Source organism: Streptomyces sp. NPDC089915 (genome assembly GCF_040684675.1).
Classification (GTDB): Bacteria; Actinomycetota; Actinomycetes; order Streptomycetales; family Streptomycetaceae; genus Streptomyces.
Window position 1 is genome coordinate 1 of sequence record NZ_JBFBGN010000031.1, and the last position, 24,886, is coordinate 24,886.

Annotated in this window: 28 protein-coding genes; 12 read left to right on the forward strand and 16 right to left on the reverse strand. The window is 71.9% G+C overall.

The features are described from left to right. The coding region (locus tag AB0O29_RS12635; protein ID WP_365150319.1) for a hypothetical protein at positions 1-195 on the forward strand (195 nt) is incomplete at its 5' end. 219 nt (positions 196-414) lie between these two features. Here AB0O29_RS12635 and AB0O29_RS12640 read toward each other — a convergent pair. Beyond that, positions 415-1,056, reverse strand: coding sequence for a DNA-3-methyladenine glycosylase (locus AB0O29_RS12640; RefSeq protein ID WP_365150322.1), 642 nt, complete (start codon positions 1,054-1,056; stop codon positions 415-417). 145 nt (positions 1,057-1,201) lie between these two features. Here AB0O29_RS12640 and AB0O29_RS12645 point away from each other — a divergent pair, with 145 nt between their 5' ends. The 3 genes from AB0O29_RS12645 to AB0O29_RS12655 all read left to right on the forward strand — a co-directional run bounded on the left by AB0O29_RS12645 (position 1,202) and on the right by AB0O29_RS12655 (position 3,218). Then, positions 1,202-1,984, forward strand: coding sequence for a sporulation protein (locus AB0O29_RS12645; protein WP_344154789.1), 783 nt, complete (start codon positions 1,202-1,204; stop codon positions 1,982-1,984). Between the two features lie 47 nt (positions 1,985-2,031). Continuing rightward, positions 2,032-2,565: a YbhB/YbcL family Raf kinase inhibitor-like protein gene (locus AB0O29_RS12650; protein WP_365150325.1), complete on the forward strand. Its 534-nt coding sequence runs from the start codon at positions 2,032-2,034 to the stop codon at positions 2,563-2,565. 149 nt (positions 2,566-2,714) lie between these two features. Then, on the forward strand, positions 2,715-3,218 hold the full coding sequence (locus AB0O29_RS12655) for an HNH endonuclease (protein WP_365150328.1): 504 nt from the start codon (positions 2,715-2,717) through the stop codon (positions 3,216-3,218). 113 nt (positions 3,219-3,331) lie between these two features. Here the strand turns inward: AB0O29_RS12655 and AB0O29_RS12660 are convergent, their stop codons facing one another. The 4 genes from AB0O29_RS12660 to AB0O29_RS12675 all read right to left on the reverse strand — a co-directional run bounded on the left by AB0O29_RS12660 (position 3,332) and on the right by AB0O29_RS12675 (position 6,549). Beyond that, positions 3,332-4,102: a sulfite exporter TauE/SafE family protein gene (locus tag AB0O29_RS12660; protein WP_365150482.1), complete on the reverse strand. Its 771-nt coding sequence runs from the start codon at positions 4,100-4,102 to the stop codon at positions 3,332-3,334. 95 nt (positions 4,103-4,197) lie between these two features. Beyond that, the gene (locus tag AB0O29_RS12665) at positions 4,198-5,172 is read right to left on the reverse strand and encodes an SPFH domain-containing protein (protein WP_365150331.1); all 975 of its coding nucleotides are present in this window, start codon (positions 5,170-5,172) and stop codon (positions 4,198-4,200) included. An 85-nt stretch (positions 5,173-5,257) separates the two neighbouring features. After that, a complete protein-coding gene (locus AB0O29_RS12670) occupies positions 5,258-5,686 on the reverse strand; it encodes an NfeD family protein (protein ID WP_365150334.1) in 429 nt (142 codons plus the stop codon). 62 nt (positions 5,687-5,748) lie between these two features. Next, positions 5,749-6,549 carry an ABC transporter ATP-binding protein gene (locus AB0O29_RS12675; RefSeq protein ID WP_365150337.1) on the reverse strand — a complete coding sequence of 267 codons (801 nt, stop codon included), beginning with the start codon at positions 6,547-6,549 and terminating at the stop codon, positions 5,749-5,751. A gap of 135 nt (positions 6,550-6,684) precedes the next feature. On the opposite strand from AB0O29_RS12675, the gene AB0O29_RS12680 reads away from it, so the two are divergent. After that, positions 6,685-7,458: a hypothetical protein gene (locus AB0O29_RS12680; RefSeq protein ID WP_365150340.1), complete on the forward strand. Its 774-nt coding sequence runs from the start codon at positions 6,685-6,687 to the stop codon at positions 7,456-7,458. 216 nt (positions 7,459-7,674) lie between these two features. Here AB0O29_RS12680 and AB0O29_RS12685 read toward each other — a convergent pair whose 3' ends face one another. The 3 genes from AB0O29_RS12685 to AB0O29_RS12695 all read right to left on the reverse strand — a co-directional run bounded on the left by AB0O29_RS12685 (position 7,675) and on the right by AB0O29_RS12695 (position 9,884). Continuing rightward, positions 7,675-7,920, reverse strand: coding sequence for a chaplin (locus tag AB0O29_RS12685; protein WP_365150343.1), 246 nt, complete (start codon positions 7,918-7,920; stop codon positions 7,675-7,677). A 148-nt stretch (positions 7,921-8,068) separates the two neighbouring features. After that, positions 8,069-8,734: a response regulator transcription factor gene (locus AB0O29_RS12690; RefSeq protein WP_365150346.1), complete on the reverse strand. Its 666-nt coding sequence runs from the start codon at positions 8,732-8,734 to the stop codon at positions 8,069-8,071. Continuing rightward, entirely contained in the window at positions 8,727-9,884 is a 1,158-nt protein-coding gene (locus AB0O29_RS12695) for a GAF domain-containing sensor histidine kinase (RefSeq protein WP_365150349.1), read from the reverse strand. The genes AB0O29_RS12690 and AB0O29_RS12695 overlap by 8 nt, the downstream gene beginning before the upstream one ends. Before the next feature lie 473 nt (positions 9,885-10,357). On the opposite strand from AB0O29_RS12695, the gene AB0O29_RS12700 reads away from it, so the two are divergent. Next, positions 10,358-10,993: a transglycosylase SLT domain-containing protein gene (locus tag AB0O29_RS12700; protein WP_365150352.1), complete on the forward strand. Its 636-nt coding sequence runs from the start codon at positions 10,358-10,360 to the stop codon at positions 10,991-10,993. Positions 10,994-11,111: 118 nt separating this feature from the next. Here the strand turns inward: AB0O29_RS12700 and AB0O29_RS12705 are convergent, their stop codons facing one another. Beyond that, complete coding sequence (locus AB0O29_RS12705; RefSeq protein ID WP_365150355.1) at positions 11,112-13,646, reverse strand: FHA domain-containing protein; 2,535 nt, start codon at positions 13,644-13,646, stop codon at positions 11,112-11,114. Positions 13,647-13,945: 299 nt separating this feature from the next. On the opposite strand from AB0O29_RS12705, the gene serB reads away from it, so the two are divergent. The 5 genes from serB (at position 13,946) to AB0O29_RS12730 (ending at position 19,251) form a co-directional block, all read left to right on the forward strand. Next, positions 13,946-15,145, forward strand: coding sequence for a phosphoserine phosphatase SerB (gene serB / locus AB0O29_RS12710; protein WP_365150358.1), 1,200 nt, complete (start codon positions 13,946-13,948; stop codon positions 15,143-15,145). Between the two features lie 219 nt (positions 15,146-15,364). Next, positions 15,365-16,171, forward strand: coding sequence for an SDR family NAD(P)-dependent oxidoreductase (locus tag AB0O29_RS12715; RefSeq protein ID WP_365150361.1), 807 nt, complete (start codon positions 15,365-15,367; stop codon positions 16,169-16,171). After that, positions 16,171-17,493, forward strand: coding sequence for an aminotransferase class I/II-fold pyridoxal phosphate-dependent enzyme (locus AB0O29_RS12720; RefSeq protein ID WP_365150364.1), 1,323 nt, complete (start codon positions 16,171-16,173; stop codon positions 17,491-17,493). Before AB0O29_RS12715 ends, AB0O29_RS12720 begins: the two co-directional genes overlap by 1 nt. Continuing rightward, entirely contained in the window at positions 17,490-18,437 is a 948-nt protein-coding gene (locus AB0O29_RS12725; RefSeq protein ID WP_365150367.1) for a diiron oxygenase, read from the forward strand. The genes AB0O29_RS12720 and AB0O29_RS12725 overlap by 4 nt, the downstream gene beginning before the upstream one ends. Next, a complete protein-coding gene (locus AB0O29_RS12730) occupies positions 18,430-19,251 on the forward strand; it encodes a tryptophan 2,3-dioxygenase family protein (protein ID WP_365150370.1) in 822 nt (273 codons plus the stop codon). Before AB0O29_RS12725 ends, AB0O29_RS12730 begins: the two co-directional genes overlap by 8 nt. Positions 19,252-19,303: 52 nt before the next feature. On the opposite strand, the gene AB0O29_RS12735 is transcribed toward AB0O29_RS12730, so the two are convergent. The 4 genes from AB0O29_RS12735 to AB0O29_RS12750 form a co-directional block, all read right to left on the reverse strand. After that, positions 19,304-19,825: a histidine phosphatase family protein gene (locus tag AB0O29_RS12735; protein WP_365150373.1), complete on the reverse strand. Its 522-nt coding sequence runs from the start codon at positions 19,823-19,825 to the stop codon at positions 19,304-19,306. Between the two features lie 133 nt (positions 19,826-19,958). Beyond that, complete coding sequence (locus tag AB0O29_RS12740; RefSeq protein WP_365150376.1) at positions 19,959-20,180, reverse strand: hypothetical protein; 222 nt, start codon at positions 20,178-20,180, stop codon at positions 19,959-19,961. Between the two features lie 170 nt (positions 20,181-20,350). Then, positions 20,351-20,470, reverse strand: coding sequence for an SGM_5486 family transporter-associated protein (locus tag AB0O29_RS12745; RefSeq protein ID WP_281187117.1), 120 nt, complete (start codon positions 20,468-20,470; stop codon positions 20,351-20,353). Positions 20,471-20,475: 5 nt separating this feature from the next. Then, entirely contained in the window at positions 20,476-21,759 is a 1,284-nt protein-coding gene (locus AB0O29_RS12750; RefSeq protein WP_365150379.1) for an MFS transporter, read from the reverse strand. Between the two features lie 104 nt (positions 21,760-21,863). Here AB0O29_RS12750 and AB0O29_RS12755 point away from each other — a divergent pair, with 104 nt between their 5' ends. Continuing rightward, a complete protein-coding gene (locus tag AB0O29_RS12755) occupies positions 21,864-22,541 on the forward strand; it encodes a FadR/GntR family transcriptional regulator (protein WP_365150382.1) in 678 nt (225 codons plus the stop codon). A gap of 32 nt (positions 22,542-22,573) precedes the next feature. On the opposite strand, the gene AB0O29_RS12760 is transcribed toward AB0O29_RS12755, so the two are convergent. The 3 genes from AB0O29_RS12760 to fabG form a co-directional block, all read right to left on the reverse strand. Next, complete coding sequence (locus AB0O29_RS12760; protein ID WP_365150485.1) at positions 22,574-22,867, reverse strand: hypothetical protein; 294 nt, start codon at positions 22,865-22,867, stop codon at positions 22,574-22,576. Positions 22,868-23,227: 360 nt separating this feature from the next. Then, positions 23,228-23,998 (reverse strand): enoyl-ACP reductase FabI, encoded by a 771-nt coding sequence (gene fabI / locus AB0O29_RS12765; protein WP_365150385.1) that lies wholly within the window; start codon positions 23,996-23,998, stop codon positions 23,228-23,230. A 5-nt stretch (positions 23,999-24,003) separates the two neighbouring features. Further along, a complete protein-coding gene (fabG, locus tag AB0O29_RS12770) occupies positions 24,004-24,723 on the reverse strand; it encodes a 3-oxoacyl-[acyl-carrier-protein] reductase (RefSeq protein ID WP_365150388.1) in 720 nt (239 codons plus the stop codon). Positions 24,724-24,886: the final 163 nt, after the last annotated feature.

The window sequence follows — 24,886 nt, forward strand, 5'->3', positions numbered from 1 at the left end:
CCCGACAGGTCTTTTTCAAAGGAACCTCATCCACCGAAGTGGACGGGGTATCAACTTCTGGCGTTGATTTTTGGCACGCTGTTGAGTTCTCAAGGTACGGACGCTTCCTTCGTTCCTGTTTCCAGGCCCTCCGGGCGCTTCCTTCGTTTCCAACTCTACCAGATCATTTCCGCTCCGTTTCCGGTTTGGATTTGAATTCGGTGGCCGTTGGGGGCCTTTGCCTTTCGGCGCTCCACCACATTAGCGCGCATTCCCTGCAACTCATAATCGAGCTGTCGGATTCGAATTCGGGCATGCCGAAATCGACCCCGTCAGGGGCACATCGTAGGTAGTGGGTTTGCCGCTCCCGCAGGTCTGCGATGGCAGTACCTGTTCCAGCGGCTCGGGCTACGTTAGGCGGCTCGGGAGATCGAGTCAAGTTGAGCGGCGGCGCGGCGCGTGGGCCCGGTACGGGCTGACGGTCGGGTCGCCGGTGATCCAGTAGCGGTAGGGATGGGCCGCGCCGGCGCCGCCCACTCCCGTGCGCGGCCCGTTGCCCACCTGGTCGGAAGGGGTGGGGGTGCCCGTGAGGAGGGAGAGGGGGGAGTCGGGGCCCGCGCAGAGGTCGGTGCCGTCGAGGGAGCGGTCCACGTCCAGGGCCGTGGCCAGGCGGGCCGGGCCCTTGGCCAGTTCTCGCGGGTTTCTGGCCGTGATGCGACGTTTGAGGGCGAGGTCGGCGCCCACCGTCACCTCCCCGGCGCGCAGCAGTACTCCGCTCGCGTGGCCCGGCGGGCCGCAGACGAGGTTGAGGCTGAACCACATGCCGTAGATGAAGTAGACGTACGCGTGTCCGGGCGGGCCGAACATCGACGCGTTGCGGGCGGTGCGGCCGCGGTAGGCGTGGGAGCCCGGGTCGGCCTCGCCCTCGTACGCCTCCACCTCCGTGATGCGCAGTTCCATCGGGCCGTCCGGGGTACGGCGGACGAGGACGCGGCCGAGGAGGTCAGGGGCCACGGTGAGGACCGGGCGGTCGAAGAAGGACCGGGGCAGGGGCGTACGGTCGGGGCGCGCGCTCATCCGGCCGAGCGTAGCCGAGCACGCGCCCGGGCAACCGGGGCCTAAGGTTCCGCAGTGGTGGGGGGTGGGGCGGGCCGCGGACGGTCCGGGTGCCGCCCCCCTCAGATCCGTATCCGTATTCCGTATCCGTATAGGGGAGATAGACATGGGCTTCAGGAAGCTGCTCGCGAGCCTGGGTGCCGGCGGTGCCTCGGTGGACACGATCATCACCGAGCCGAACGTGGTGCCGGGCGGGATCGTCCAGGGCGAGGTGCGGATCCAGGGCGGGGCCGTGGAGCAGCAGATCGAGGGGCTGTCGGTCGGGCTCCAGGCACGGGTGGAGGTGGAGGGCGGCGACCAGGAGTACAAGCAGGACGTCGTCTTCACCAAGCAGCGCCTCGGCGGTGCCTTCAAGGTGCAGCCGAACGCCCTGCACGTGGTGCCGTTCGCGCTGGAGATCCCGGCGGAGACCCCGATCACCCACTTCGAGGGCCACCCGCTGCACGGGATGAACATCGGGGTGAGCACGGAGCTGGAGATCGCGCGCGCGGTGGACGCGGGCGACCTGGACCCGATCAACGTGCACCCGGTGCCGGCGCAGCAGGCGATCCTCGACGCGTTCCGGCAGCTGGGCTTCTCCTTCCGCAGCGCGGACATGGAGCGCGGGCACATCCGCGGGACCCGGCAGACGCTGCCCTTCTACCAGGAGATCGAGTTCCTGCCGCCGTCGCAGTACCGGGGGCTGAACCAGGTGGAGCTGACCTTCGTCTCGGACGGCCACGAGATGGACGTCGTGCTGGAGATGGACAAGAAGCCGGGGCTGTTCAGCGAGGGCAGTGACACCTACCGCTGCTTCCAGGTGGGTCTGCACTCGTACGAGGGGACCGACTGGGCGGCGTACCTGAACCAGTGGATCGCCTCGGTCGGTTCGCAGCGCAACTGGTTCTAGTCACTAGTCTCGGGCCCGTAGGACTTCTTCGATCAAGGAGTACAGCAGTGACCGAGCGGAACAGGGCTCCTCTCCCCCACGCCTTCCACCCCGAGGTGCCCGCTTTCACGGTGACCAGTGCCGATCTCGCCCCCGGGGCCGATCTGGGTGACGCGCAGGTCCTGTCGGGCGGGAACCTCTCCCCGCAGCTGCGCTGGGAGGGGTTCCCGGAGGGGACGAAGAGCTTCGCGGTGACCTGTTTCGACCCGGACGCCCCGACGGGCAGCGGGTTCTGGCACTGGGTGCTGTTCGATCTCCCGGCCTCGGTGACCGAGCTGCCGGCGGGTGCGGGCAGCGGGAGGTTCGAGGGGCTGCCGGCCGGTGCGGTGCAGGTGCGCAACGACTACGGGACGAAGGACTTCGGCGGGGCGGCTCCGCCGGCCGGGGAGCGGCACCGCTACGTGTTCACCGTGTACGCGGTGGACCGGGAGCGGCTGGGTCCGGACGCGGACGCGTCCTGTGCCGCGGTCGGTTTCCACCTGCGGTTCCACGCGCTCGGCCGGGCGCAGCTGATCGGCGAGTACGAGGCGCCGGCGGGCTGATCGTTCTCCCGGCGTTCGCCCGGTCCTGGTCTAAAAGAGGCCGGGGCCGGGCATTTTTATTGCGTTGTCCCGCGTGGCGCGCGCGGCCAGAGTGGTTCCGGGCCTTGCCGCCAGGGTGGTCGCGGGCCTGCACACGGGAGGTGGGCGAGATGCGGGACACGCTGGTACTGAACGCGAGCTTCGAGCCGCTGTCGACGGTGTCGCTGAACCGCGCCGTCGTTCTGGTTCTCCAGGACAAGGCCGTGGTGGAACAGTCCCATCCCGAACTGCGTGTGCGTGCGGCGGCCGTGGACCTGCCGATGCCCCGGGTGATCCGGTTGTGCAGGTACGTCCGGGTGCCCTTCCGAAGACATGCTCCCTGGTCACGGCGGGGGGTGCTGGTCCGGGACCAGCACCGGTGCGCGTACTGCGGGAAGCGCGCGACGACCGTGGACCACGTGTTGCCGAGGGCCCAGGGGGGCGGGGACACCTGGCTGAACACGGTGGCGTCCTGTGCCGAGGACAACCACCGCAAGGCGGCGCGGACTCCGGAGGAGGCGGGGATGCCGCTGCTGCGGAAGCCCTTCGTGCCGTCGCCGGCGGACGCGATGCTGCTCTCGCTGGGGGTGGGCGGGCAGGAGGAGCTGCCCGCCTGGCTGGCGCGTTCCGCCTGAGTCCCACCCGTCCCGTCCGCCTGATCCGACTCGTCCGTCTCGTCCGCCCCGTCCGTCGCCGTGTGCGGCGGGCGGGGCGGACGCTTTTGCGTGACGTATTTCGGCTACGCGGTTCAGCGGAGCAGCAGTTGGACGATGGCCACGATCCCGACGGTGACGATGACCCCGCGCAGGACGGCCGGGGGCAGTCGGCGGCCGACCTTGGCGCCGATCTGGCCGCCGATGGTGGAGCCGACGGCGATCAGCAGGACGGCGGTCCAGTCGAACTCTGCTACGAAGAGGAAGAAGACGGCGGCGATGCCGTTGACGAGGGCGGCGACCACGTTCTTGACGGCGTTGATCCGTTGCAGGTCCTCGCGGAGCAGCAGCCCCATCAGGCCGAGGTAGAGGACTCCCTGGGCGGCGCCGAAGTAGCCGCCGTAGGCACTGGACAGGAGCATGCCGGAGAGCAGGGCCGGGCCTCCGTCGGGGTGTCCGTTGTCCCCTCCGGCGGCTTCCTGGCGGCGGCGCAGGGCGGCGGCGAGCTTCGGCTGGAGGACGACGAGGACGAGGGCCAGGCCGATGAGGACGGGCACGATCGTGTCGAAGGAGTCCGACGGCAGGGTCAGGAGCAGGATGGCTCCGGCGAGGCCGCCGACGAGGGAGACGGAGCCGAGCCGCAGGATGCGGGAGCGCTGTCCCCGGAGCTCCCGGCGGTAGCCGATGGCCCCGCTGATGGAGCCGGGCACGAGGCCGAGGGTGTTGGAGACGTTGGCGGTCACCGGGGGCAGGCCGGTGGCGAGGAGCACCGGGAAGGTGATCAGGGTGCCGGAACCGACGATGGTGTTGATGGTGCCGGCACCGATTCCGGCGGCGAGGACCGCGAGTGATTCCCAGATGGACATGGACATGGACGGAGCCATCCCCTTTGCGTGAGTGAGTCGCCTCCCCGCCATGAAGGTCGAGGGGCCTCACCGATCATGCACGAGGGGAGGGCGCGTCAGTCGATGGGGGGCTGCTCGCGGCGGTCGGATCCGCTGCCGGTCTCGGGGGCTCCCTTGCCGGTGTTCTGCGGGTTGAAGCCCGTCGGACCGCCGCCGAGGGGGCCGAAGTTGCCCATGGCGCCCGAGAGGCCCTTGAGTGCGTCCCCGATCTCGCTGGGCACGATCCAGAGCTTGTTGGCGTCGCCTTCGGCGATCTTCGGGAGCATCTGGAGGTACTGGTAGGCGAGGAGCTTCTGGTCGGCGTCGCCGGCGTGGATGGACTCGAAGACCGTACGGATGGCCTGGGCCTCGCCCTCGGCCTTGAGGGCGGCGGCCTTGGCCTCACCCTCGGCGCGCAGGATGGAGGACTGCTTCTCACCCTCGGCGCGCAGGATCTCGGACTGGCGGACGCCCTCGGCCTGGAGGATCGCGGCGCGCTTGTCGCGGTCGGCGCGCATCTGCTTCTCCATCGAGTCCTGGATGGAGGTCGGCGGCTCGATGGCCTTGAGCTCGACGCGGTTGACGCGGATGCCCCACTTGCCGGTGGCCTCGTCGAGGACCCCGCGCAGCGCCGCGTTGATCTCCTCGCGGGAGGTGAGGGTCCGTTCCAGGTCCATGCCGCCGATGATGTTGCGCAGCGTGGTGACGGTGAGCTGCTCGATGGCCTGGATGTAGCTGGCCACCTCGTACGTGGCGGCGCGGGCGTCGGTCACCTGGTAGTAGATGACGGTGTCGATGTTGACGACCAGGTTGTCCTGGGTGATGACCGGCTGCGGCGGGAAGGGGACGACCTGCTCGCGGAGGTCGATCCGGTTGCGGATGGAGTCGATGAACGGGACGACGATGTTGAGGCCCGCGTTGAGGGTGCGGGTGTAGCGGCCGAACCGCTCGACGATGGCGGCGCTGGCCTGCGGGATCACCTGGATCGTCTTGACCAGGGCGATGAAGACCAGTACCACCAGGATGATCAGGACGATGATGATCGATGACATGCGGTTCCCCGTGCCCTTCCGGCTGTCCGTGCTGCCCCGTTGAGCGGAGTCTCGCAGACCCCGGGGCCGCGGGTGGGCTGCTTGCTCACATGACGACCGCGGTCGCTCCGTCGATGTCCACGACGTCGACGGACTGACCGGGTTCGAAACTGCTGTGCGTGTCGAGGGTGCGGGCGGACCAGATCTCGCCGGCGAGCTTGATGCGGCCGCCGCTGCCGTCGACCCGTTCCAGCACGACGGCGGATCTGCCCTTCAACGCCTCGATGCCCGTGCGGTGTTGGGGCCGCTGGTCGCGGTGGCGGTTGGCGATCGGCCGGATGACGGCGATCAGCGCGACCGACACGATGACGAAGACCAGGACCTGGGCCACCGCTCCGGCGCCGAGGGCCGCCGTGACGGAGGCGGCGGCGGCGCCGACGGCGAACATGCCGAACTCCGGCATCGCGGTGAGGACGAGGGGGATGCCCAGTCCGACCGCGCCGATGAGCCACCACACCCATGCGTCGATGTCCACATGGTCATGGTAGGTCGGGTGGGCGCGGCCGGACAGGGCGCGGAGGACGTCCCGCGCGCGGGCTAGCGCAGGGGCAGGCCCTGGGCGGTCCAGCGGTCGTGCTCGTTGCGCTCGACGACCAGCGGGAGGCCGAAGCAGAGGGAGAGGTTGCGGGAGGTCAGCTCCAGGTCGATGGGGCCGGCGGTGACGACCTTGCCCTGCCGGATCATCAGGACGTGCGTGAAGCCGGGGGCGATCTCCTCGACGTGGTGGGTGACCATGACCATGGACGGGGCCATGGGGTCGCGGGCCAGCCGGCCGAGGCGGCGGACGAGGTCCTCGCGGCCGCCGAGGTCGAGGCCGGCGGCGGGCTCGTCGAGGAGGAGGAGCTCGGGGTCGGTCATCAGGGCGCGGGCGATCAGGGTGCGCTTGCGCTCGCCCTCGGAGAGGGTGCCGAACTTGCGGTCGAGGTAGTCGGACATGCCCAGGCGGTCCAGGAAGGCGCGGGCGCGCTGCTCGTCGACCTCCTCGTACTCCTCCTGCCAGGTCGCGGTCATGCCGTAGGCGGCGGTGAGCACGGTCTGCAGGACGGTCTGCCGCTTGGGGAGCTTGTCGGCGAGCGCGATGCCGGCGACGCCGATGCGCGGGCGCAGCTCGAAGACGTCGCTGCCGGGCTTGCCGAGGGTGCTGCCGAGGATGGTGGCGGAGCCCTTGGTGGGGTAGAGGTAGCTGGAGGCGAGGTTCAGCAGCGTGGTCTTGCCGGCGCCGTTGGGGCCGAGGATGACCCAGCGCTCCCCCTCCTTGACCGACCAGGAGACCTGGTCCACCAGAGCCCGGCCCTCGCGGACCACGGATACGTCCACCAGCTCCAGAACATCGCTCATGAGCGTGTTGTCACCCCTTGCAGTCACGGTTCTCTGTGCCCGCCTGTAGGCGCGGCCCCAGGGGAAAACCTACGCCACTCGGGAAGGGGTCCGGGCGCCAGGCCGGGCGTGGGGCCGGATCCGTAGAGTGGGGGGATGCTTTTCGAACCGCGTTCAGGGCGGCTGGCCGCCTGGGGGAACGCTCTGCTGGCCGGTCACGTCTCGCCCGACGAGGCCGCGTCGTCGATCGTGGGCGAGGACGCATCGCACCGGGTGGAGGGGCTGCCGGGTGAGCCGGGGCCGGTGGGGCTCACGCTGGCGCTGGGCCGGCTGCGGGCGCTGGGGGTGACCGGGCTGCGGGTGGCGCTGCCGGCGCCGGGGCATCCGCTGGGGCTGAGCGGGCCGCCGGAGTTCAACGCGCGGGCGCTGGAGGCCGAGGAGGCCGTGGTGTGCGCGGGGGCCGCGCTGGGGCTGGTGCCGGAGGTCGCGGAGGCGGGTCCGGCCGGTGACGTGCACGTCTCGGTGGTGTGGCGGTGCCTGCCGGTGCGGGAGGCCCCGCCGGCGGACGTGCCCTCGCTGGGTGAGGCGGAGCGGGAGCTGGCGGAGGCGCTGCGCGAGGCGACGGTGGTGCTGACGCGGCTGGACGTGGCGGCGTCGGGGCCGGCGGCGGAGGCGGCGCTGTCGGCGTACCGGGCGCGGGCGGAGGCGGGCCGTGAGGTGCTGGCGCCGGGGTATCCGGCGCGGGCGGTGCGGGTGCTGGCGCTGGCGCAGCGGGTGGACCTGCTGGTGTCGCTGGCGCACGAGCGGGGGCACGGGGGCGCGGTGGCGGCCTCGGAGATGGCGGCGCGGGCGGAGGCGCTGCGGCCGGTGGAGCGGGTGGCGCGGCGGGCGCTGGTGGCGGCGTACAACGCGGCGGTGGACCAGCCGTAGCCTCCGGCGGGGCTTCGGGTGCGTTCGGGTGCGGCGCCGCGGCGCGAGCGGCCCCGGGCTGCGCCCGGGCTTTCGGGGCTCCGCCCCGGACCCCGCGCCTCGAACTCCCCCGGCTACCGCCGGGAGGTGCCCCCTGGCGGGGCTGGATTCTGCCGCGACCCCGCCGTCCCGGGGAGAAGGGGGAGGGCGGGGCCGCAGGTCAGGGAGGGGGTGGGGTCAGTTGTTGACGCCCGTGTTGCCCCACGCGCCGTTGAGCAGGCCGATGACGTTGGCGGTGTTGCCGACCACGTTCACCGGGACGTGCACGGGGACCTGGGCCAGGTTCCCGGAGACCACGCCGGGCGAGCCCACGGCCTCGCCCTCCGCGGACGCACCGCCGTGCGCCGAGGAGACACCGGCGCCGGCGGCCATGAGGCCGCCCGCGATCATGGTGACGGCTGCGGCCTTCTTGTAGTTCTTCACTTCTCGTCCTCCAGTGCGTCTGCCGCGACCAGCCGCCGCGGCACGCCATGGAGAACGCTCCCCCGCCCGGCGGGATGCGCCATGTGGGCGACGTACACCCGACCGTATGAATCTCAGCTCAGCCCATTACCCGCCCGGTCGGGGCTCCCTACCGGGTGATCCCGTGCCTGACCGCCCACAGCGCGGCCTGGGTGCGGTCGGAGAGGTCGAGCTTCATCAGGATGTTCGAGACGTGCGTCTTGACGGTCTTCTCCGACAGGACCAGGGCGCGGGCGATCTCCCGGTTGGAGCGGCCGTCGGCGATCAGGCCCAGGACCTCGCGTTCCCGGTCGGTCAGGGCGCCCGGGCGGCCGGCGGGGGCTCCCTGGTCGTCCTGGGCGGCCAGCAGGGCCTCGGCGACCTCCGGCTGGAGGAGGACGTGTCCGGCGTGGACGGAGCGGATGGCTCCGGCCAGGGCGTCGGGGTCGATGTCCTTGTAGAGGTATCCGGCGGCGCCGGCCCGCAGGGCGGGGACCACGGTCCGCTGTTCCGTGAAGCTGGTGACGACGAGGACCCGCGCGGGGTTGCCGAGGTCCCGCAGCCGCCGCAGGGCCTCGATGCCGTCGGTGCCGGGCATGGTGACGTCCATCAGGATGACGTCGGGCCGCAGCTCCTCGGCGCGGTCGGTGCCCTCGGCGCCGTCGGCGGCCTCGCCGACGACCTCTATGTCCTCCTGTACTTCCAGGAAGGTGCGCAGGCCGCGCCGGACGACCTGGTGGTCGTCGACGAGCAGTACGCGGATGCGGCCGGGGCCGCCGCCGGGGGTTTCAGCCACCGGGGACCTCCATCTCGATCGTGGTGCCCGCGCCGGGTTCGGAGCGGACCTCCAGGCGCCCTCCGGCGCCGGCGGCGCGGTCCCGCATGGAGACCAGTCCCAGGTGGCGGCCGGCCTGGCGGACGGTGGGCGGGGAGAAGCCCCGGCCCGAGTCGCTGACGCGCAGGAGCGCCCCGCCGCCGTCGGCGCGGGCGAGGGTGACCTCGACGCGGTCGGCTCCGGAGTGGCGCAGGGCGTTGTGGAGGGCCTCCTGGGCCACCCGCAGCACGGCCTCCTCCTGGGCCGCGGGCAGGGCGCGTACGCCGTCGCAGGTGAAGGTGACGTGCGCGGTGTGGGCGCGGTCCAGGACGCGGACGTGGTTGCGCAGGGTCGCGACGAGGCCGTCCTCGTCGAGGGCGGCCGGGCGCAGCTCGGTCACGGCGGCGCGGAGTTCGTCGGCGGCCTCGGCGGCGAGGGCGGCGACCTGCTGGAGCTCGCCCTTGGCGCGGGCCGGGTCGCGGTCGACGAGGGCGGCGGCGGCCTGGGCGGTCAGGCGCAGGGAGAACAGCTTCTGGCTGACGGCGTCGTGCAGCTCGTGGGCGAGGCGGGAGCGCTCCTCGGCGATGGTGAGCTCGCGGCTGCGTTCGTAGAGGCGGGCGTTGGTGAGGGCGATGGCGGCGTGCTGGGCGAGGAGGGAGAGGAGCTCCTCGTCCTCGTCGGTGAAGCCGTGGGGGCCGCCGTGCGCCGCGGCGGGGGTCTTCCTCTTGTTGGCGAGGAAGAGGGCGCCGAGGACCTCCTCGCCGTCGCGGACGGGCAGGCCGAGGAAGTCGGACATGTCGGGGTGGGCGTCGGGCCAGCCCTCGAAGCGCGGGTCCAGGCGTACGTCGGCCAGCCGCTGGGGGCCGTCCTGGTGGAGCATCGCGGCGAGGATGCCGTGCTGGCGGGGCAGGGGGCCGATGCGGCGCCACTGGTCCTCGCTGATGCCGTCGACGACGAACTGGGCGAAGCCCCCGTGGTCGTCGGGGACGCCCAGGGCCGCGTACTCGGCGTCGAGCAGCTCGCGGGCCGACACGACGATGGTGCGCAGGACGTCGCGGACCTCCAGCCGGCGGCTCATGGCGAGCAGGGCGGTGCTGACGGCCGCCAGCCCGGTGCAGGGTCCGTTGTCCATGGGGTCACCGTACCGGCGGCCCTGACCTGCGGGATCGGGCTCCGGTCGTAGGTCTTCGGGCCCGGCGGCGTACGGCTCGGGGAGGGGGCCGGGGGCGGTGCTTCTGCCCTGGGGAGGAGGCCGGCGGGCTTCCGCGTCCTCCTTGAGGCGGAGAACGATTACACGCCGCATTGCTGCTGCAACTCTTGGTGAGACTGTTACGGGTCCGATGTGAGCCCGGGCATAGGACGCACATCACTTACGAAGCCGCGTAGTGGATGCGTAAAGGCGTTGTCAGCGCTGCTCCGGCCGGTCTCCGGGACCAAAGTCCCGAGGCCCCGCCGCCCCCTGATCCACTAACCGGGATCGTATGTCACACCTTTGCCACAGGATTTTGCCGCCGCTAAGAATGGCTCCCGTCGCAAGGCGCCGAGGGATCCCGGATCCTCCCGGCGCCTTCCTGCGGCCCCCGCTATCCGAAGAGGTTGCCCCGCATGTCTGCTTCCAGCACTCCCGGTCACAGTCGTCTGACGAAGGCGTACAAGCTGTCGATCGCCGGTGTCGCCACCCTCGGTGCCGCCGCGCTCGCCTTCTCCGCCGTCCCGGCCGGTACCGGCGCGCAGCAGGACCAGACCGTGGCCGCCGCCCCCGTGGCGTGGACCCAGTCGATCCAGCAGAACCTCGGCGCCCAGCACGCCGTAGCGGACCAGAAGGCCAAGGACGCGGCGAAGGCCGCGGCCGCGGCGCAGGCGAAGAAGGACCGCGAGGCCGAGGCGGCCAGCCGCTCCGCCGCCCGCACCCCGATCTTCGCGAACAACCTGGACGGCTGGATCAAGGAAGCCCTCTTCATCATGAAGCGCGAGGGCATCCCCGGCAGCTACGCCGGCATCCACCGCAACATCATGCGCGAGTCCAGCGGCAACCCCCGCGCGATCAACCTGTGGGACATCAACGCGCAGAACGGCATCCCCTCGAAGGGTCTGCTGCAGGTCATCCAGCCGACCTTCAACACGTACCACGTCAAGGGCACCAAGTTCGACCTGTACGACCCGGTCGCGAACATCGTCGCCGCGTGCAACTACGCCGCCGACCGCTACGGCTCGATGGACAACGTCAACAGCGCCTACTAGGCGCCCCCACGCCTCAGCGGGCGCCCGCAGGACCCCCATGCGCCTCAGGGCGGCCCCCGGAAGACTCCGGGTGCCGCCCTGAGGCGTTTCGCGTGCCCGCTCGCGGGCCCGGCGGGTGTTACTTGCGCATGACCTCGGGCTCGTGGCGGCGCAGCAGGCGGGCCACCGCGAAGCCGCAGATCACGGCCTGCAGCAGCAGGACGATGACGTCCACGAACCACTGGCCGGTGGTGTGGTCCCACAGCGGGTCGGTGTTGGTGGGGTTCTGCGGGTCCCACGGCGCCATGAGCTTGCCCAGGTTCAGGGTGGTGCCGGCGGCGCCGACGGCCCAACGGGAGGGCATCAGGTAGGCGAACTGCTCCAGGCCGACCTTGTCGTACAGCTGGAAGAGGATGCCGGTGAAGACGACCTGGACGATCGCGAACATCACGAGCAGCGGCATGGTCTTCTCGGCGGTCTTCACCAGCGAGGAGATCACCAGGCCGAACATCATCGCGGTGATGCCGAGCGCGGTGACCGAGACGCACAGCTCGACGGCCGGGTTCATGAAGAGGCCCTCGGCCGGCAGCTTGCGCGGGGTGAAGGCGATGGCGCAGATGATCACGCCCTGGATGATCGTGATCACACTGAGGACGATCACCTTCGACATCAGGTACGCCGACCGGGACAGGCCGGTCGCGCGCTCCCGCTCGTAGATGACGCGTTCCTTGATCAGCTCGCGGACCGAGTTGGCCGCGCCCGAGAAGCACATGCCGACCGCGAGGATCAGGGTGATCGTGCCCGCGTCGCCGTTGAAGCGGGACGGCGGGGTCGGCGGGGCCAGGCCGAACTTCGCGGGGATCACCGTGGACACGATGCCCAGGACGGCGGGCAGCAGCACCATCAGGGCGAGGAAGCCCTTGTCGGAGGCGATCACCGAGGTGTAGCGGCGGATCAGCGTCCACAGCTGCGAGCCCCAGGCCTGCGGCTTGGGCGGGATCATCTGCTGCGGCGGCATCGCGACCTGCTGCGGGGCGACCGCGTCGAGGTCGGCGGCGTACAGCTGGTAGTGCTGCGAGCCCTTCCAGCGTCCGGCCCAGTCGTATTCGCGGTAGTTCTCGAAGGCGGAGAACACGTCGGCCCAGGTGGTGTAGCCGAAGAAGTTCAGCGCCTCGTCCGGCGGGCCGAAGTAGGCGACGGACCCGCCCGGGGCCATGACCAGCAGCTTGTCGCAGAGGGCGAGCTCGGCGACGGAGTGGGTGACGACGAGGACCGTGCGGCCGTCGTTGGCGAGGGTGCGGAGCAGCTGCATGACGTCGCGGTCCATGCCCGGGTCGAGGCCGGAGGTCGGCTCGTCCAGGAAGATCAGCGAGGGCTTGGTGAGCAGCTCCAGGGCCACGGACACGCGCTTGCGCTGACCACCCGAGAGCGAGGTGATCTTCTTGTCCTTGTGGATGTCGAGCTTGAGCTCGCGCAGCACCTCGTCGATGCGGGCGTCGCGCTCGGCCTCGGCGGTGTCGCCCGGGAAGCGGAGCTTGGCCGCGTACTTCAGGGCGGTGGAGACCTTCAGCTCCTTGTGCAGGATGTCGTCCTGCGGGACCAGGCCGATGCGCTGGCGGAGCTCCGCGAACTGCTTGTACAGGTTGCGGTTGTCGTACAGGACGTCGCCCTGGTCGGCGGGCCGGTAGCCGGTGAGCGCCTTGAGCAGGGTGGACTTTCCGGAGCCGGAGGGGCCGATGACGCCGATGAGCGACTTCTCCGGGACGCCGAAGGTGACGTCCTTGAGGATCTGCTTGCCGCCGTCGACCGTGACCGTGAGGTGGCGGGCCGAGAAGGAGACGGCGCCGGTGTCGACGAACTCCTCGAGGCGGTCGCCGACGATCCGGAAGGTCGAGTGGCCGACGCCGACGATGTCGGTGGGGCCGAGCAGCGCGCTGCCGGACTTCTGCAGCGGCTGGCCGTTGACGTAGGTGCCGTTGTGGCTGCCGAGGTCGTGGATCTCGAAGCGGCCGCCCGTGGAGCGGAACTCCGCGTGGTGGCGGGAGACCTGGAGGTCCGAGACGACGAGCTCGTTCTCCAGGGCACGGCCGATGCGCATGACGCGGCCGACGGCGATCTGGTGGAACGTCGTCGGGCTGCGGTGGTCGCCGCTGTAGCCGGGGGCCGCGGACTGCTGCGGAACACCGCCCTGCTGCTGCGGCACGAAGGGCTGCTGCTGGTGCTGCTGCGGCTGCTGGTGCTGGTGCTGTGGCTGCTGCTGGTGGGCCTGGTGCTGCTGGTCCCAGGCGGGCTGCTGCGGCTGGTGGGCCGGCGGCTGGAACGCCGGGGCCTGGCCCTGCGCGGCCGGGGCCTGGAAGGCCGGCTGCTGATGCTGCGCGGCCGCGGCAGCGCTCGGATTCAGCCGCGGGCCGTCCGTCGCGTTGCCCAGGTGGACCGGCGTACCGGGCACGAGCTCCGTCTGCTGGACCCGCGCACCGTGCACGTAGGTGCCGTTGGTGCTGCCGTGGTCCTCGATGGCCCAAACACGGCCGTTCCAGCTGATGGTGGCGTGCCGCCAGGACACGCGGGCGTCATCGATCACCACGTCTCCCTGGGGATCGCGCCCCAGCGAGTACGACCTGGACGGATCGAGCGTCCAGGTCCTTCCGTTCAATTCCAGTACGAGTTCCGGCACTCCAGCCCCACTTAAGGTCCCCCGAGAATCCCCCTGGCGTCCAGGGAGAACGACGTCAGGGAGTCTAGGGATGGCGAACATCCGGGGGAACTATTTCAGGCCTGCGGCCACATGTGGAATCCGGGCCTTCCGCGGGCCCCCGCGCCCGCCCGGCGGCGGGGTCGAAAGCCGCCCGGAGAGTGCGATACGGGACTTCTCGCCCCGCTCGGCCCGGCTCCGGCGGCACGCGGGTGCCGCCACGTTCAAAAGGTGGGACGGGAAGCCGGGTGCCGGGGGCGGGAAGATACGGTGAGGGGACCATGAGCGCTTCGCAGACCTCCGACGTCCCCACCCTCCTCGTCAAGATCTTCGGCAAGGACCGTCCCGGGATCACCGCCGGGCTAATGGACACCCTCGCCGCCTACTCCGTCGACGTCGTCGACATCGAGCAGGTCGTCACCCGCGGCCGCATCGTCCTGTGCGTCCTCATCACCAAGCCCGACACCGGCCCCGAGGGCGAGCTGCGGGCCACCGTGCACAGCTGGGCCGAGTCGCTGAAGCTGTCGGCCGAGATCATCTCCGGTACCGGCGACAACCGTCCCCGCGGTACCGGCCGGTCCCACGTCACCGTGCTCGGGCACCCGCTCACCGCCGAGTCCACGGCCGTCATCGCCGCCCGGATCACCGAGACCGGCGGCAACATCGACCGTATCTTCCGGCTCGCCAAGTACCCGGTGACGGCCGTCGAGTTCGCCGTGTCCGGCGCCGAGACGGAGCCGCTGCGCACCGCGCTGGCCACCACCGCCGCCCAGATCGGCGTCGACGTGGCCGTGGTCTCGGCGGGGCTGCACCGCCGGGCGCAGCGGCTGGTGGTCATGGACGTGGACTCGACCCTGATCCAGGACGAGGTCATCGAGCTGTTCGCCGCGCACGCCGGCTGCGAGGCCGAGGTCGCCGAGGTGACCGAGCGGGCCATGCGCGGGGAGCTGGACTTCGAGCAGTCCCTGCACGCCCGGGTGGCGCTGCTGGCGGGGCTGGACGAGTCGGTGGTGGAGAAGGTCCGCGCCGAGGTGCGGCTGACCCCCGGCGCCCGGACCCTGGTGCGGACGCTGAAGACGCTCGGCTACCAGGTGGGCGTGGTCTCGGGCGGGTTCACGCAGGTCACGGACGATCTGCGGGAGCAGCTGGGGCTGGACTTCGCCCAGGCCAACACCCTGGAGATCATCGACGGGAAGCTGACCGGCAAGGTCACCGGTGAGATCGTGGACCGGGCGGGCAAGGCCCGGCTGCTGCGCCGCTTCGCCTCCGAGGCCGGGGTGCCGCTGGCCCAGACGGTGGCGATCGGTGACGGCGCGAACGACCTGGACATGCTGAACGCGGCCGGGCTGGGCGTGGCCTTCAACGCGAAGCCGGTGGTCCGCGAGGCCGCCCACACCGCCGTGAACGTGCCCTTCCTGGACGCCGTGCTCTACCTGCTCGGCATCACCCGCGAGGAAGTGGAAGCGGCCGACCTGGCCTGAGCAGCCCCCGTCCCCCCAACGCCCGGCCGGATCCTTTCGGCCGGGCGTTCGTCTTGCCGGGGGCCCGGTGGCCGGAAAGCCCTGCCGCGCGAGGCAGAGTCAAGGCTTCTTTGACCCGAACTGGCTTCATTTGTACTGCACTTGGGGTTAATGCTCCGATCGATCCGCCGGTCCGCGACAGCGGTGGCCCGATCGGACTCTTCGTTCAAGGGGACGTTGATGACTCGAAGTGTGCTCATCACCGGAGGCTCAGGCGGAATCGGCCGGGCCTGCGTGGAGAGATTCGCGCGGGAGGAGGACTGGACCGTCTGGTTCACCTACCGCAACGGCCGGGCGCGGGCCGAGGAACTGGTGGAGGAGCTGGCCCTCACCGGACGCGCCAAGGTGGAGGCCTTCCCCTTCACCCAGGGCGAGTGGGAGGACCACGAGCTGCTGCTGGACCGGCTGCCGGGACCGGTGGACGTCCTGGTGAACAACGCCGCGGTCGGTTCGAAGACGGTCGAGCACTACAGCGAGGGGCCCGGGCACGCGAAGGCGTCCGCGTTCTTCCAGATCAACGCGGTGGGTCCGCTGTGGCTCACCGAGCAGCTGCTGCCGGCGATGCTGGAGCGGGGCTTCGGGAAGATCATCAACATCTCCAGCGTCGGCGGGGGCGTCTTCCAGTTCCCCGGATTCCACCCGGCCGACGGGATGAGCAAGGCCGCCCTCACCTATCTGACCCGTCATCTCGCCGCCGAGCTGGCGCACGCCCCGGTGGACGTGTTCGCCCTCTGCCCGGGCGCCGTCGACACCACGATGTTCCAGGCGAGCACCCTGGACCGGCTTTCGGCGCAGGAGCGGGCCGCGCTCTCGTCGCGGCTGCCCAAGGGACGCATGATCACCTCGGCGGAGATCGCCGAGCAGGTGTGGTGGCTGGCGGGCGAGTACTCCACTCCGCTGCACGGGGCCGTCATCGACGCCTCGATGGGCCTCGGGGTGCACCCGGGGCTGCTCACCGGCGCCGACGCCGACCACGGGAGGGCCTGATGGGCCGCGACGCCGGACCCCGCCGCGTCTCCCGCCAGGCCGCCCGGCTGCTCGCCGACACCCCGGCGATCGCCGAGGCCCACTTCCGGGCGGAGGCCGAACCGTACGACGCCCTCACCCGCCCCGACGGCTACCTGAACCTGGGCACCGCCGAGAACCGGCTGCTGTGGGACCTGCTCGAAGGCCGGCTGGCGCAGCTCCCCCCGATGACCGAGGCCACGGCCCGCTACGCCCCGCTGCACGGCACCGCCGTCCTGCGCGGTCGGGTCGCCGCGCTGCTGTCGGACACCGTCGGGACCCCGCTGGACGCGGAGGACCTGGTGGTGATCAGCGGGGCCACCGGGGCGCTGGACGCGATCGCGTCCGTCCTGTGCGACCCGGGCGAGGCCATCGTGGTGCCCGCGCCCTACTACGGGGCCTTCGACACCGATCTCGGCGGCCGCTCGGGCGCCCGGATCCTGCCGGCTCCGCTCGATCCGGCCGACGGGTTCCGGCTGACGGCCGCGGCGGTGGACCGGGCGCTGCGCCGGGCCCGGGAGGAGGGGGTCACCGTACGCGCGGTGGCGCTGTCCTCCCCGTCCAACCCGATCGGCGAGGTGCACCCGCCCGAGGTGCTGGCGGAGCTGCTGCGCGTGGTCCGCGCGCACGACGTGGACCTGATCGCGGACGAGATCTACGCCCACGCGGTCTTCGGCGGGCAGGCGTTCACCAGCGCCGCCGATCCGGCCGTCAACCCGGACTGGGCCGGGCGCACGCACGTGGTGTGGGGCTTCGCGAAGGACTTCGGGCTGCCCGGCCTGAAGACCGGTGTCCTGCACACCCGCGATCCTCGGGTGCGGGACGCCGCGCGGGCGCTGGCGTACTTCGCGCCCGTCTCCACCGCCACCCAGCACACCCTGGCGGAGCTGCTGGCCGACCCGGAGTGGGTCGCCTCCTTCCTCGCCGCGGGCCGGCTGCGGCTGGGGTCCTCGTACGGGCACCTCACCGGGCTGCTGGAGGAGTACGGGATCCCGTACGCCCCGGCCGGCGCGGGCTTCTCCGTCTGGCTCGACCTCGGCCGGTGGCTGCCCTCCGCCGGGTTCGAGGGCGAGGAGCTGCTGTGGCGGGAGCTGTTCGAGAAGGCGAAGGTCAGCATCCTGCCCGGCGGTGCCTTCCGCTCGCCGCGGCCGGGCTGGTTCCGGCTGTGCCACACCGTCGACGCCCCGCTGGTGGCCGAGGCCGTCCGGCGGATCGCCGTCCACCTGGGCCTGCCCCCGCGGCCGGGCCCGCACGACCCCACCCCCTCCCCCTCCCCCGCACCACGGAACGGAAGTCGCCCATGAGCACGGCCCCAGGTCCCCTGGACCGCTGGTACGAGACCGCCGGCGTGCGCGGCGGCGTCCGGCGGATGTTCCACGCCGAGACGGAGCAGGGCCGGGTCTTCTTCCCCGACGCCCTGGTGCCGCACCTGGCGCACCCGGAGGTGAAGGCGCTGGCCCCCGAGCGGGTCCGGGAGATCTCGGTGCGGCACCTCTACCAGTTCCTGCACTCGACGACGCACCTGGAGACCCGGGTGGTCAACGGGGCGGCCGAGCCGGTCGCGAACGGCATCTCGGGGCTGCACTTCCCGACGGCGCTGCGGATGGACGCGTTCAAGGTGTACTGCGACGAGGGCTACCACGCCCTCTACAGCCTGGACCTGGCCGACCAGGTGGCCGGCGTCACCGGCATCGCCGTCCCGGACGTGGACTACGGCGGCTTCGTGACGGCGCTGCAGGAGACGGGGCGGCGGCTGCTGCCCGAGGACCCGGTGCTGGCCGGGCAGTTGCAGGCGGTGGTGTTCGAGACGCTGATCACGGCCGTGCTCAACGAGGTGCCGCAGGACCCGACCGTGGTGAGCACGGTACGGGAGCTGATGCGCGACCACGCCAAGGACGAGGGCCGCCACCACCGGTTCTTCTCCGCCTTCTTCCTGGAGCTGTGGGCCCGGCTCGACGGGCGGCGCCGGGTGCTGGCGGCCCGCGCCCTGCCCGCGATGATCCGTGCCGCGCTCGACTGGGACCTGGAGCCGGTGCGGGTGTCGCTGCGGCTGGCCGGTCTGGACGAGGACCGGATCGAGGCCGTCCTCGCGGACAGCTACGGCGGCAGCGCGGGCGTGGACCGCATCCAGACGATCTCCCGTTCCACCCTGCGGCTGTGCGCCCAGGTCGGTGCCTTCGACCTGCCCGGCGTCACGGACGCGTTCGCCGCCTATGGACTGCGTGCCCCGGAGGACTCCGATGTCTGAGACCGCGACCGTCACCTACCCCGAATACCTGAAGCTGCCGGAACTGCTGGCGCTCCAGGTGCCGCTGGCCGACGGGGTGGACGACGAGCTGCTGTTCATCACCGTGCACCAGGTGCAGGAGCTGTGGTTCGGGCAGCTGCTGCGGGACCTGTCGGACGCCCGCGACCGGATGCTGGAGGGGGATCCCCGGGCCGCCCGGGCCCGGCTGGTGCGCAGCGTGTCCGTCTCCCGGGCGCTGATCGCCGCGATCCATCCGCTGCGGGCGATGCCGCCGCGCGAGTTCCACGCCTTCCGGGGCGTGCTCGGCAGCAGCAGCGGCCAGCAGTCGGCGCAGTACGTGGAGATCGCGGGGCTGTGCGGGGCCGACTGGGTGCGCGGGGAGTACGGGCGGCGGGCCGTCGCGGGGCTGGCTCCCGGGGAGCGGGAGCGGCTGCACCGGCGGCTGGCGGAGCCCACCCTGTGGGAGGGGTTCGTGGCGCTGCTGGCCAAGGCGGGGTTCGCGGTCGGGACGCGGGAGGAGCGCTGGGAGGCGTACGCGCGGCTGGGCGCGGGTCCGCTGGACGGCGATCCGGTGGAGTTCGCGGAGCTGGCCGAGCTGGCGGAGGCGCTGGTCGACCACGACGAGGTGTGGACGGAGTGGCGGGCCTGCCACGCGCTGCTGGTGGAGCGGCAGATCGGCGGGCGGCCGGGGACGGGCGGCAGCAGCGGCACGGCGCATCTGCGGGCGTCGGTGTACCGGCGGTTCTACCCGGAGCTGTGGGAGGCCCGGGACGCGGGCTTCGCGGAGCTGCCGGCCCGCTGCCCGATGGGCTGAGGACGCGGGCGGGCACCGGGGCGCGGGCGCCCCGGGCCCGGGGCCGTCGCGGTCAGTGTTCCTTCGGGGTCCAGTAGTCCAGCAGGGTGCCGACACCGGGCTCGACGGACTTCCAGGAGCCGGTGAAGGAGACGACGGCCAGTGCGGCGGTCGGGAAGCCGGTGCGGTTCATCCGGGCCTGGGTGTCGCCCTCGGCCCGCCCGGAGAGGATTTCGGCCAGGGCGTGCATGCCGGGGTTGTGGCCGATGACGAGGAGGTCCCCGACCTCGTCGGGGGTCTCGTTGAGCAGGGCGATGAGCTCGCCCGGGGAGGCGTCGTAGACCCGCTCCTCGTAGCTGGTGCGCGGCCGGTACGGGAGTTCCTGGACGGCGAGCTTCCAGGTCTCCCGGGTGCGGGCGGCGGTGGAGCAGAGGGCCAGGTCGAAGGTGATGCCGGTCTCGGCCAGCTTGCGGCCGGCGGCGGGCGCGTCCCTGCGGCCGCGTTCCGCCAGCGGGCGGTCGTGGTCGGACACCTGGGGCCAGTCGGCCTTGGCGTGCCGGAGGAGGGCGATCCTGCGGGGGGTGTCGGCGCTCATGGGGCCAGCTTCGCATGAAACGGGCCACGGGGCTCAGGGTGTTGGGAGGGCCGTCCCCCGCGCGGGAGGGCGTGCTCCGGCGTGCGCGGGGCGTCCTGCGGCGCGGGGTGGCCGGGGTCGCGCGGGGCGCCGGTCAGACGACGGCGCGGAGCAGTTCCCGGGAGACCTGGACGAGTCCGGAGGACTGGCCGTCGGCCGCCTGGGCCTGGCCGGAGCCGGCGAGGAGCAGCAGCAGGAGGCCGAAGGCGAGGGCGGGCAGGGCCAGGGTCCACCAGTGCAGCCGGGCACTGGTGTGGGCGTACGCGCCGGGGCGGCGGCGGGCGGGGTGGGACGGGGTGTGCGTGGTGGCCGGCATGGCCGCCTCCGGGTTCTTCGGCTGGGGACTGTCTCGCTGCTTCGAATCTAGGGATCCGGTGCGGCGTTTCCCATCCGGGGCGCACCCCAGCCGACCCTGATCCTGACCCCCTAGGGGATGGTGGGGTCAACCCCACCATCGGGGGCCGGGCCGGGCCGGCGGGCGGTGCGTCAGGGGGAGGCGATCGTGGCGATGACGGCCACGATCACGGTCACGAGGGCCATCGCTCCCAGCACGAGGCCGAGCTTCTTGTGGCTGTCCTGGGGGTTGGGTTCGAGTACGGGCGACATGCCGCTCAGTCTCGCATGCCGCATTCGTCCTCGATCGTGCGGTCCCGGCCGGCGAGGACGCCGAGGACGATCTGGGGGACGATCAGGCCGGCCATGAGGGCGAGCGGGAGGTCCCAGCCGCCGCTGTGCTGGTAGAGGGTGCCGATGACCAGCGGGCCGGGGATCGAGATCAGGTAGCCGGTGCTCTGGGCGAAGGCGGAGAGCTTGACGACCCCGGCCGGGGACTTGGCGCGCAGTCCGATCATCGTGATGACGAGCGGGAAGGCGCAGTTGGAGACGCCGAGGAGGAGGGCCCAGGCCCAGGCTCCGGCGGCGGGGGCGAGGTAGAGCCCGAGGTAGCCGGCGAGGCCGAAGACGCCGAGGACGGCGGCGATGGGGCCCTGGTGGCGCATCCGTGCGGCGAGGCCGGGGATGACGAAGGCCAGCGGGACGCCCATGACCATGGTGACGGCGAGCAGCACTCCGGCGGTGGAGGCGGAGACCCCGGCGTCGCGGAAGATCTGCGGGAGCCAGCCCATCGTGACGTAGGCGCCGGTGGCCTGGAGGCCGAAGTAGCAGGCGAGGGCCCAGGCGGTGCGGCTGCGCACGACCGAGGGGCCGGCGTCCTCCCGTGCGGCGGCGGGCGCGGCGGCCTTCTCGCGGCGGCTCGCGGCGACGATGGGCAGCCAGGGCAGTACGGCGGCCACGGCGAGGGCGGCCCAGACCAGCAGGCCGGTGCGCCAGTCGCCGCCGAGGGCGGAGGTCAGCGGGACGGTCGCGGCGGCGGCGAGGGAGGTGCCGGCGGCGAGGGCCATGGAGTAGAGGCCGGTCATGGTGCCGACGCGGTCGGGGAACCAGCGCTTGACGATGACCGGGAGCAGCACGTTGGTCAGGGCTATGCCGGCCAGCGACAGTGCGCTGGCGGCGAGGAAGGCGGCGGCGCTGTCCGCGAAGGGGCGGATCAGCAGGCCGGCGGCGACGGCCGCCATGCCGGCGCAGACGACGGCGGCGGGGCCGAAGCGGCGGGAGAGCCGGGGGGCGGTGACGCCGAAGACGGCGAAGCAGAGCGCGGGGACGGAGGTGATCAGTCCGGCGACGGTGCCGCTCATGTGGAGGCCGGTGCGGGCCTCCTCGAAGAGGGCGCCGAGGCTGGTGATGGCGGGCCGCAGGTTGAGGGCGGCCAGCACGATGCCGGCGACGAGCACGGGGCCGAGCCACTTGGGGTCGGCGGCCGGGGCGGTGGCGGGGTGTCCCGGGGAGCCGCTCGGGGTCGCCGGGCGGGTCAGGGTCTGGAGGTCTTCGTCGCGCATCCCGCCATCATAGAATCATGGGATGATTGGTTGTCCAGTCTCCTCCTGTCACACTTGAGTCCGCTCCGCCTCCCGTCCGGCAGTTCTCGAAAGGCCCCGTCCGCATGCCGTTGACCTCGCCCCGGCGTTCCGCGCTCGTCGACCAGGTGATCGCCCAGCTCAGGAACCAGATCACCTCCGGCGAGTGGCCGGTCGGGAGCCGGATCCCCACCGAGCCCGAGCTGGTGGAGCTACTGGGCGTCGCCCGCAACACCGTGCGGGAGGCCGTCCGGGCCCTCGCCCACAACGGGCTCCTGGACATCCGCCAGGGCTCGGGTACGTACGTGCTCGCCACGAGCGAGCTGGCCGGGGTGATGCACCGGCGCTTCGCGGGGGCCGACCCCCGGCACATCGCGGAACTGCGCTCGACGCTGGAGTCCTCGGCGGCCCGGCTGGCCGCCGAGCGGCGCACCGAGCGGGACCTGGTCCAGCTGGACGCGCTGCTGGCGCGGCGCGAGGAGGCCTGGGCGAGCGGGGACACCGACCTGTTCGTGAGTGCGGACGTCGCCCTGCACATGGCGGTGGTGACGGCCTCGCACAACGAGGTGCTGATCGAGCTGTACGCGGACCTGGGCGATCTGGTGGCGCAGTGGCTGCGCGGGGACGTCGGCAAGGTGCTGGACCCGGCCGCCCACCTGGACCACGCGCGGCTGATCGAGGCGATCCGGCGCGGGGACGGGGACACGGCCGCCTCCGAGGCGGCGGGCTACCCGTTCGTCTGCCTCGGCAAGGGCGCGCGCTAGGCGTTCCTCAGGGGCGCTGGTGGCTGACCCGGTCAGGGGCGCTGGTGGCTGACCCAGGCCGTGCGGACCTCTTTCCAGCAGCGGCCGGTCAGCCGGGTGCGGCCGGCGGGCTCCAGGGGGACGAGGGCGCCGTCCCCGTCCAGGTCCCACCAGCGCTCGCACTCCACGTGGAGGCGGAGCAGGTCGGTCTCGGGGTAGCCGTTGTGGCAGTACGCGATCACCTGTGAGCCGTCGATCTCGGTGTCGCAGTCGGAGCCGTAGAGCTCGCGGGCGGCGGGCTGCTCGGGCCGTACGGGTGGTTCGGCGGGGATCTCGGCGAGGTCCACCGAGGCCTGGACCTCCTTCTCCGGGCCGGGGGCGGGCACCGGTCCGCGGGGTTTCTGGAGGGCCCCGGGGATCAGCAGCCCGGTCAGGGCCACCGCGGCGACCAGCAGCGATACCGCTCGGCTCGGCCTCGCGTGCACGCCCGTACCTCCTCCCCGAACCCGCCGGGAAGATCCCGGCCAGGTCAGTTTGCAGGCATGTGTCCCGGTTTTCGACTCGGAAAGATCCGGTCGGACGGCGAACGTCTGAGCGGGGGCGCCCCTGCGGCCCCTGCCCCCGTACGACGGAAACGGCGGTGGCCGCGCCTCCCCGGAGGGAGGCGCGGCCACCGCCGTTCGGACGCGGGGTCCGCGGCCGAAGGGTCAGGCGCCCATCGCGTGCAGGCCGCCGTCCACGTGGACGATCTCGCCCGTGGTCTTCGGGAACCAGTCCGACAGCAGGGCCACGACGCCCTTGCCCGCCGGCTCCGGGTCACTCATGTCCCACGCCAGCATGGAACGCTGGTTCCAGGTGTCCGCCAGCTCGCCGAAGCCCGGGATGGACTTCGCGGCCATCGAGCCGATCGGACCGGCCGAGACCAGGTTGCAGCGGACGTTCTCCTTGCCCAGGTCACGGGCGAGGTAGCGGCTGGTGGCCTCCAGGGCGGCCTTGGCCGGGCCCATCCAGTCGTACTGCGGCCAGGCGAACTGCGCGTCGAAGGTCAGGCCGACGACGGCGGCGCCCTCCGCCGGGAACAGCGGCTTGCAGGCCATGGTCAGCGACTTCAGCGAGAACGCCGAGACGTGCATGGCGGTGGCGACCGACTCGAACGGCGTGTTCAGGAAGTTGCCGCCGAGCGCGTCCTGCGGGGCGAAGCCGATGGAGTGCACGACTCCGTCGAGGCCGCCGAGCTCCTCGCGGACGAGGCCCTCCAGGCGGGCCAGGTGCTCGTCGTTGGTGACGTCGAGCTCGATCACCTTGACCGGCTTGGGCAGCTTCTTGGCGATGCGCTCGGTCAGCGACGGGCGCGGCCAGGCGCTGAGGATGACCTCGGCGCCCTGCTCCTGGGCCAGCTTGGCGGCGTGGAAGGCGATGGACGACTCCATCAGCACGCCGGTGATGAGGATCCGCTTGCCCTCGAGAATTCCGCTCATGGTGATCAGTGACCCATGCCCAATCCGCCGTCAACGGGAATGACGGCTCCGGTGATGTACGCGGCGTCGTCGGACGCCAGGAAGCTCACGGCGGCCGCGATCTCCTCGGGCTGCGCGTAGCGCGCCAGCGGGACCTGCGCCAGGATGCCCGAGCGCTGCTCGTCGCTGAGCACCTTCGTCATGTCGGTGTCCACGAAACCGGGGGCGACGACGTTGAAGGTGATGTTGCGGGAGCCCAGCTCGCGGGCGAGCGAGCGGGCGAAGCCCACCAGCGCCGCCTTCGAGGCGGCGTAGTTGGCCTGGCCGGCGCCGCCCAGCAGGCCGACGACCGAGGAGATCAGGACCACACGGCCCTTCTTGGCCCGCAGCATGCCACGGTTGGCCCGCTTGACGACACGGAAGGTGCCCGTGAGGTTGGTGTCGACGACGGAGGCGAAGTCCTCCTCGGACATCCGCATCAGCAGCGTGTCCTTCGTGATGCCGGCGTTCGCCACCAGCACCTCCACGTTGCCGTGCTTGGCCTCGATCTCCTTGTAGGCCTGCTCCACCTGCTCGGAGTCGGTGATGTCGCAGCGCACGGCCAGCACGCCCAGCTCGGCGAGCTCCTGCGGCGGCTCTCCCGAGCGGTACGTGATCGCGACCTTGTCGCCGGCCTGGGCGAAGGCACGGGCGATGGCGAGGCCGATGCCCCGGTTACCTCCGGTGACGAGAACCGAGCGGCTCAACGGATCACCCTTTCGCTTAGCTGTCTGAGTAGCAAAAACCTATCGGTCCCGTGCGACATCCGGAGAATCGGGCTCCGACAGGGCCTCGCGACGCGCTCTGTCGAGTACCTACAGAAACCTGTGGTCAGCTGAGCCCTGATCGCGACATGATCGAGCAGACCGT

Coding starts and splice junctions, on each gene's coding strand:
- AB0O29_RS12640 (WP_365150322.1), bottom strand. CDS start 1,056: ATGAGCGCGCGCCCCGACCGTACGCCCCTGCCCCGGTCCTTCTTCGAC.
- AB0O29_RS12645 (WP_344154789.1), top strand. CDS start 1,202: ATGGGCTTCAGGAAGCTGCTCGCGAGCCTGGGTGCCGGCGGTGCCTCG.
- AB0O29_RS12655 (WP_365150328.1), top strand. CDS start 2,715: ATGCGGGACACGCTGGTACTGAACGCGAGCTTCGAGCCGCTGTCGACG.
- AB0O29_RS12660 (WP_365150482.1), bottom strand. CDS start 4,102: ATGTCCATCTGGGAATCACTCGCGGTCCTCGCCGCCGGAATCGGTGCC.
- AB0O29_RS12665 (WP_365150331.1), bottom strand. CDS start 5,172: ATGTCATCGATCATCATCGTCCTGATCATCCTGGTGGTACTGGTCTTC.
- AB0O29_RS12675 (WP_365150337.1), bottom strand. CDS start 6,549: ATGAGCGATGTTCTGGAGCTGGTGGACGTATCCGTGGTCCGCGAGGGC.
- AB0O29_RS12680 (WP_365150340.1), top strand. CDS start 6,685: ATGCTTTTCGAACCGCGTTCAGGGCGGCTGGCCGCCTGGGGGAACGCT.
- AB0O29_RS12695 (WP_365150349.1), bottom strand. CDS start 9,884: ATGGACAACGGACCCTGCACCGGGCTGGCGGCCGTCAGCACCGCCCTG.
- AB0O29_RS12700 (WP_365150352.1), top strand. CDS start 10,358: ATGTCTGCTTCCAGCACTCCCGGTCACAGTCGTCTGACGAAGGCGTAC.
- serB (WP_365150358.1), top strand. CDS start 13,946: ATGAGCGCTTCGCAGACCTCCGACGTCCCCACCCTCCTCGTCAAGATC.
- AB0O29_RS12715 (WP_365150361.1), top strand. CDS start 15,365: ATGACTCGAAGTGTGCTCATCACCGGAGGCTCAGGCGGAATCGGCCGG.
- AB0O29_RS12720 (WP_365150364.1), top strand. CDS start 16,171: ATGGGCCGCGACGCCGGACCCCGCCGCGTCTCCCGCCAGGCCGCCCGG.
- AB0O29_RS12725 (WP_365150367.1), top strand. CDS start 17,490: ATGAGCACGGCCCCAGGTCCCCTGGACCGCTGGTACGAGACCGCCGGC.
- AB0O29_RS12730 (WP_365150370.1), top strand. CDS start 18,430: ATGTCTGAGACCGCGACCGTCACCTACCCCGAATACCTGAAGCTGCCG.
- AB0O29_RS12735 (WP_365150373.1), bottom strand. CDS start 19,825: ATGAGCGCCGACACCCCCCGCAGGATCGCCCTCCTCCGGCACGCCAAG.
- AB0O29_RS12740 (WP_365150376.1), bottom strand. CDS start 20,180: ATGCCGGCCACCACGCACACCCCGTCCCACCCCGCCCGCCGCCGCCCC.
- AB0O29_RS12745 (WP_281187117.1), bottom strand. CDS start 20,470: ATGTCGCCCGTACTCGAACCCAACCCCCAGGACAGCCACAAGAAGCTC.
- AB0O29_RS12750 (WP_365150379.1), bottom strand. CDS start 21,759: ATGCGCGACGAAGACCTCCAGACCCTGACCCGCCCGGCGACCCCGAGC.
- AB0O29_RS12755 (WP_365150382.1), top strand. CDS start 21,864: ATGCCGTTGACCTCGCCCCGGCGTTCCGCGCTCGTCGACCAGGTGATC.
- fabI (WP_365150385.1), bottom strand. CDS start 23,998: ATGAGCGGAATTCTCGAGGGCAAGCGGATCCTCATCACCGGCGTGCTG.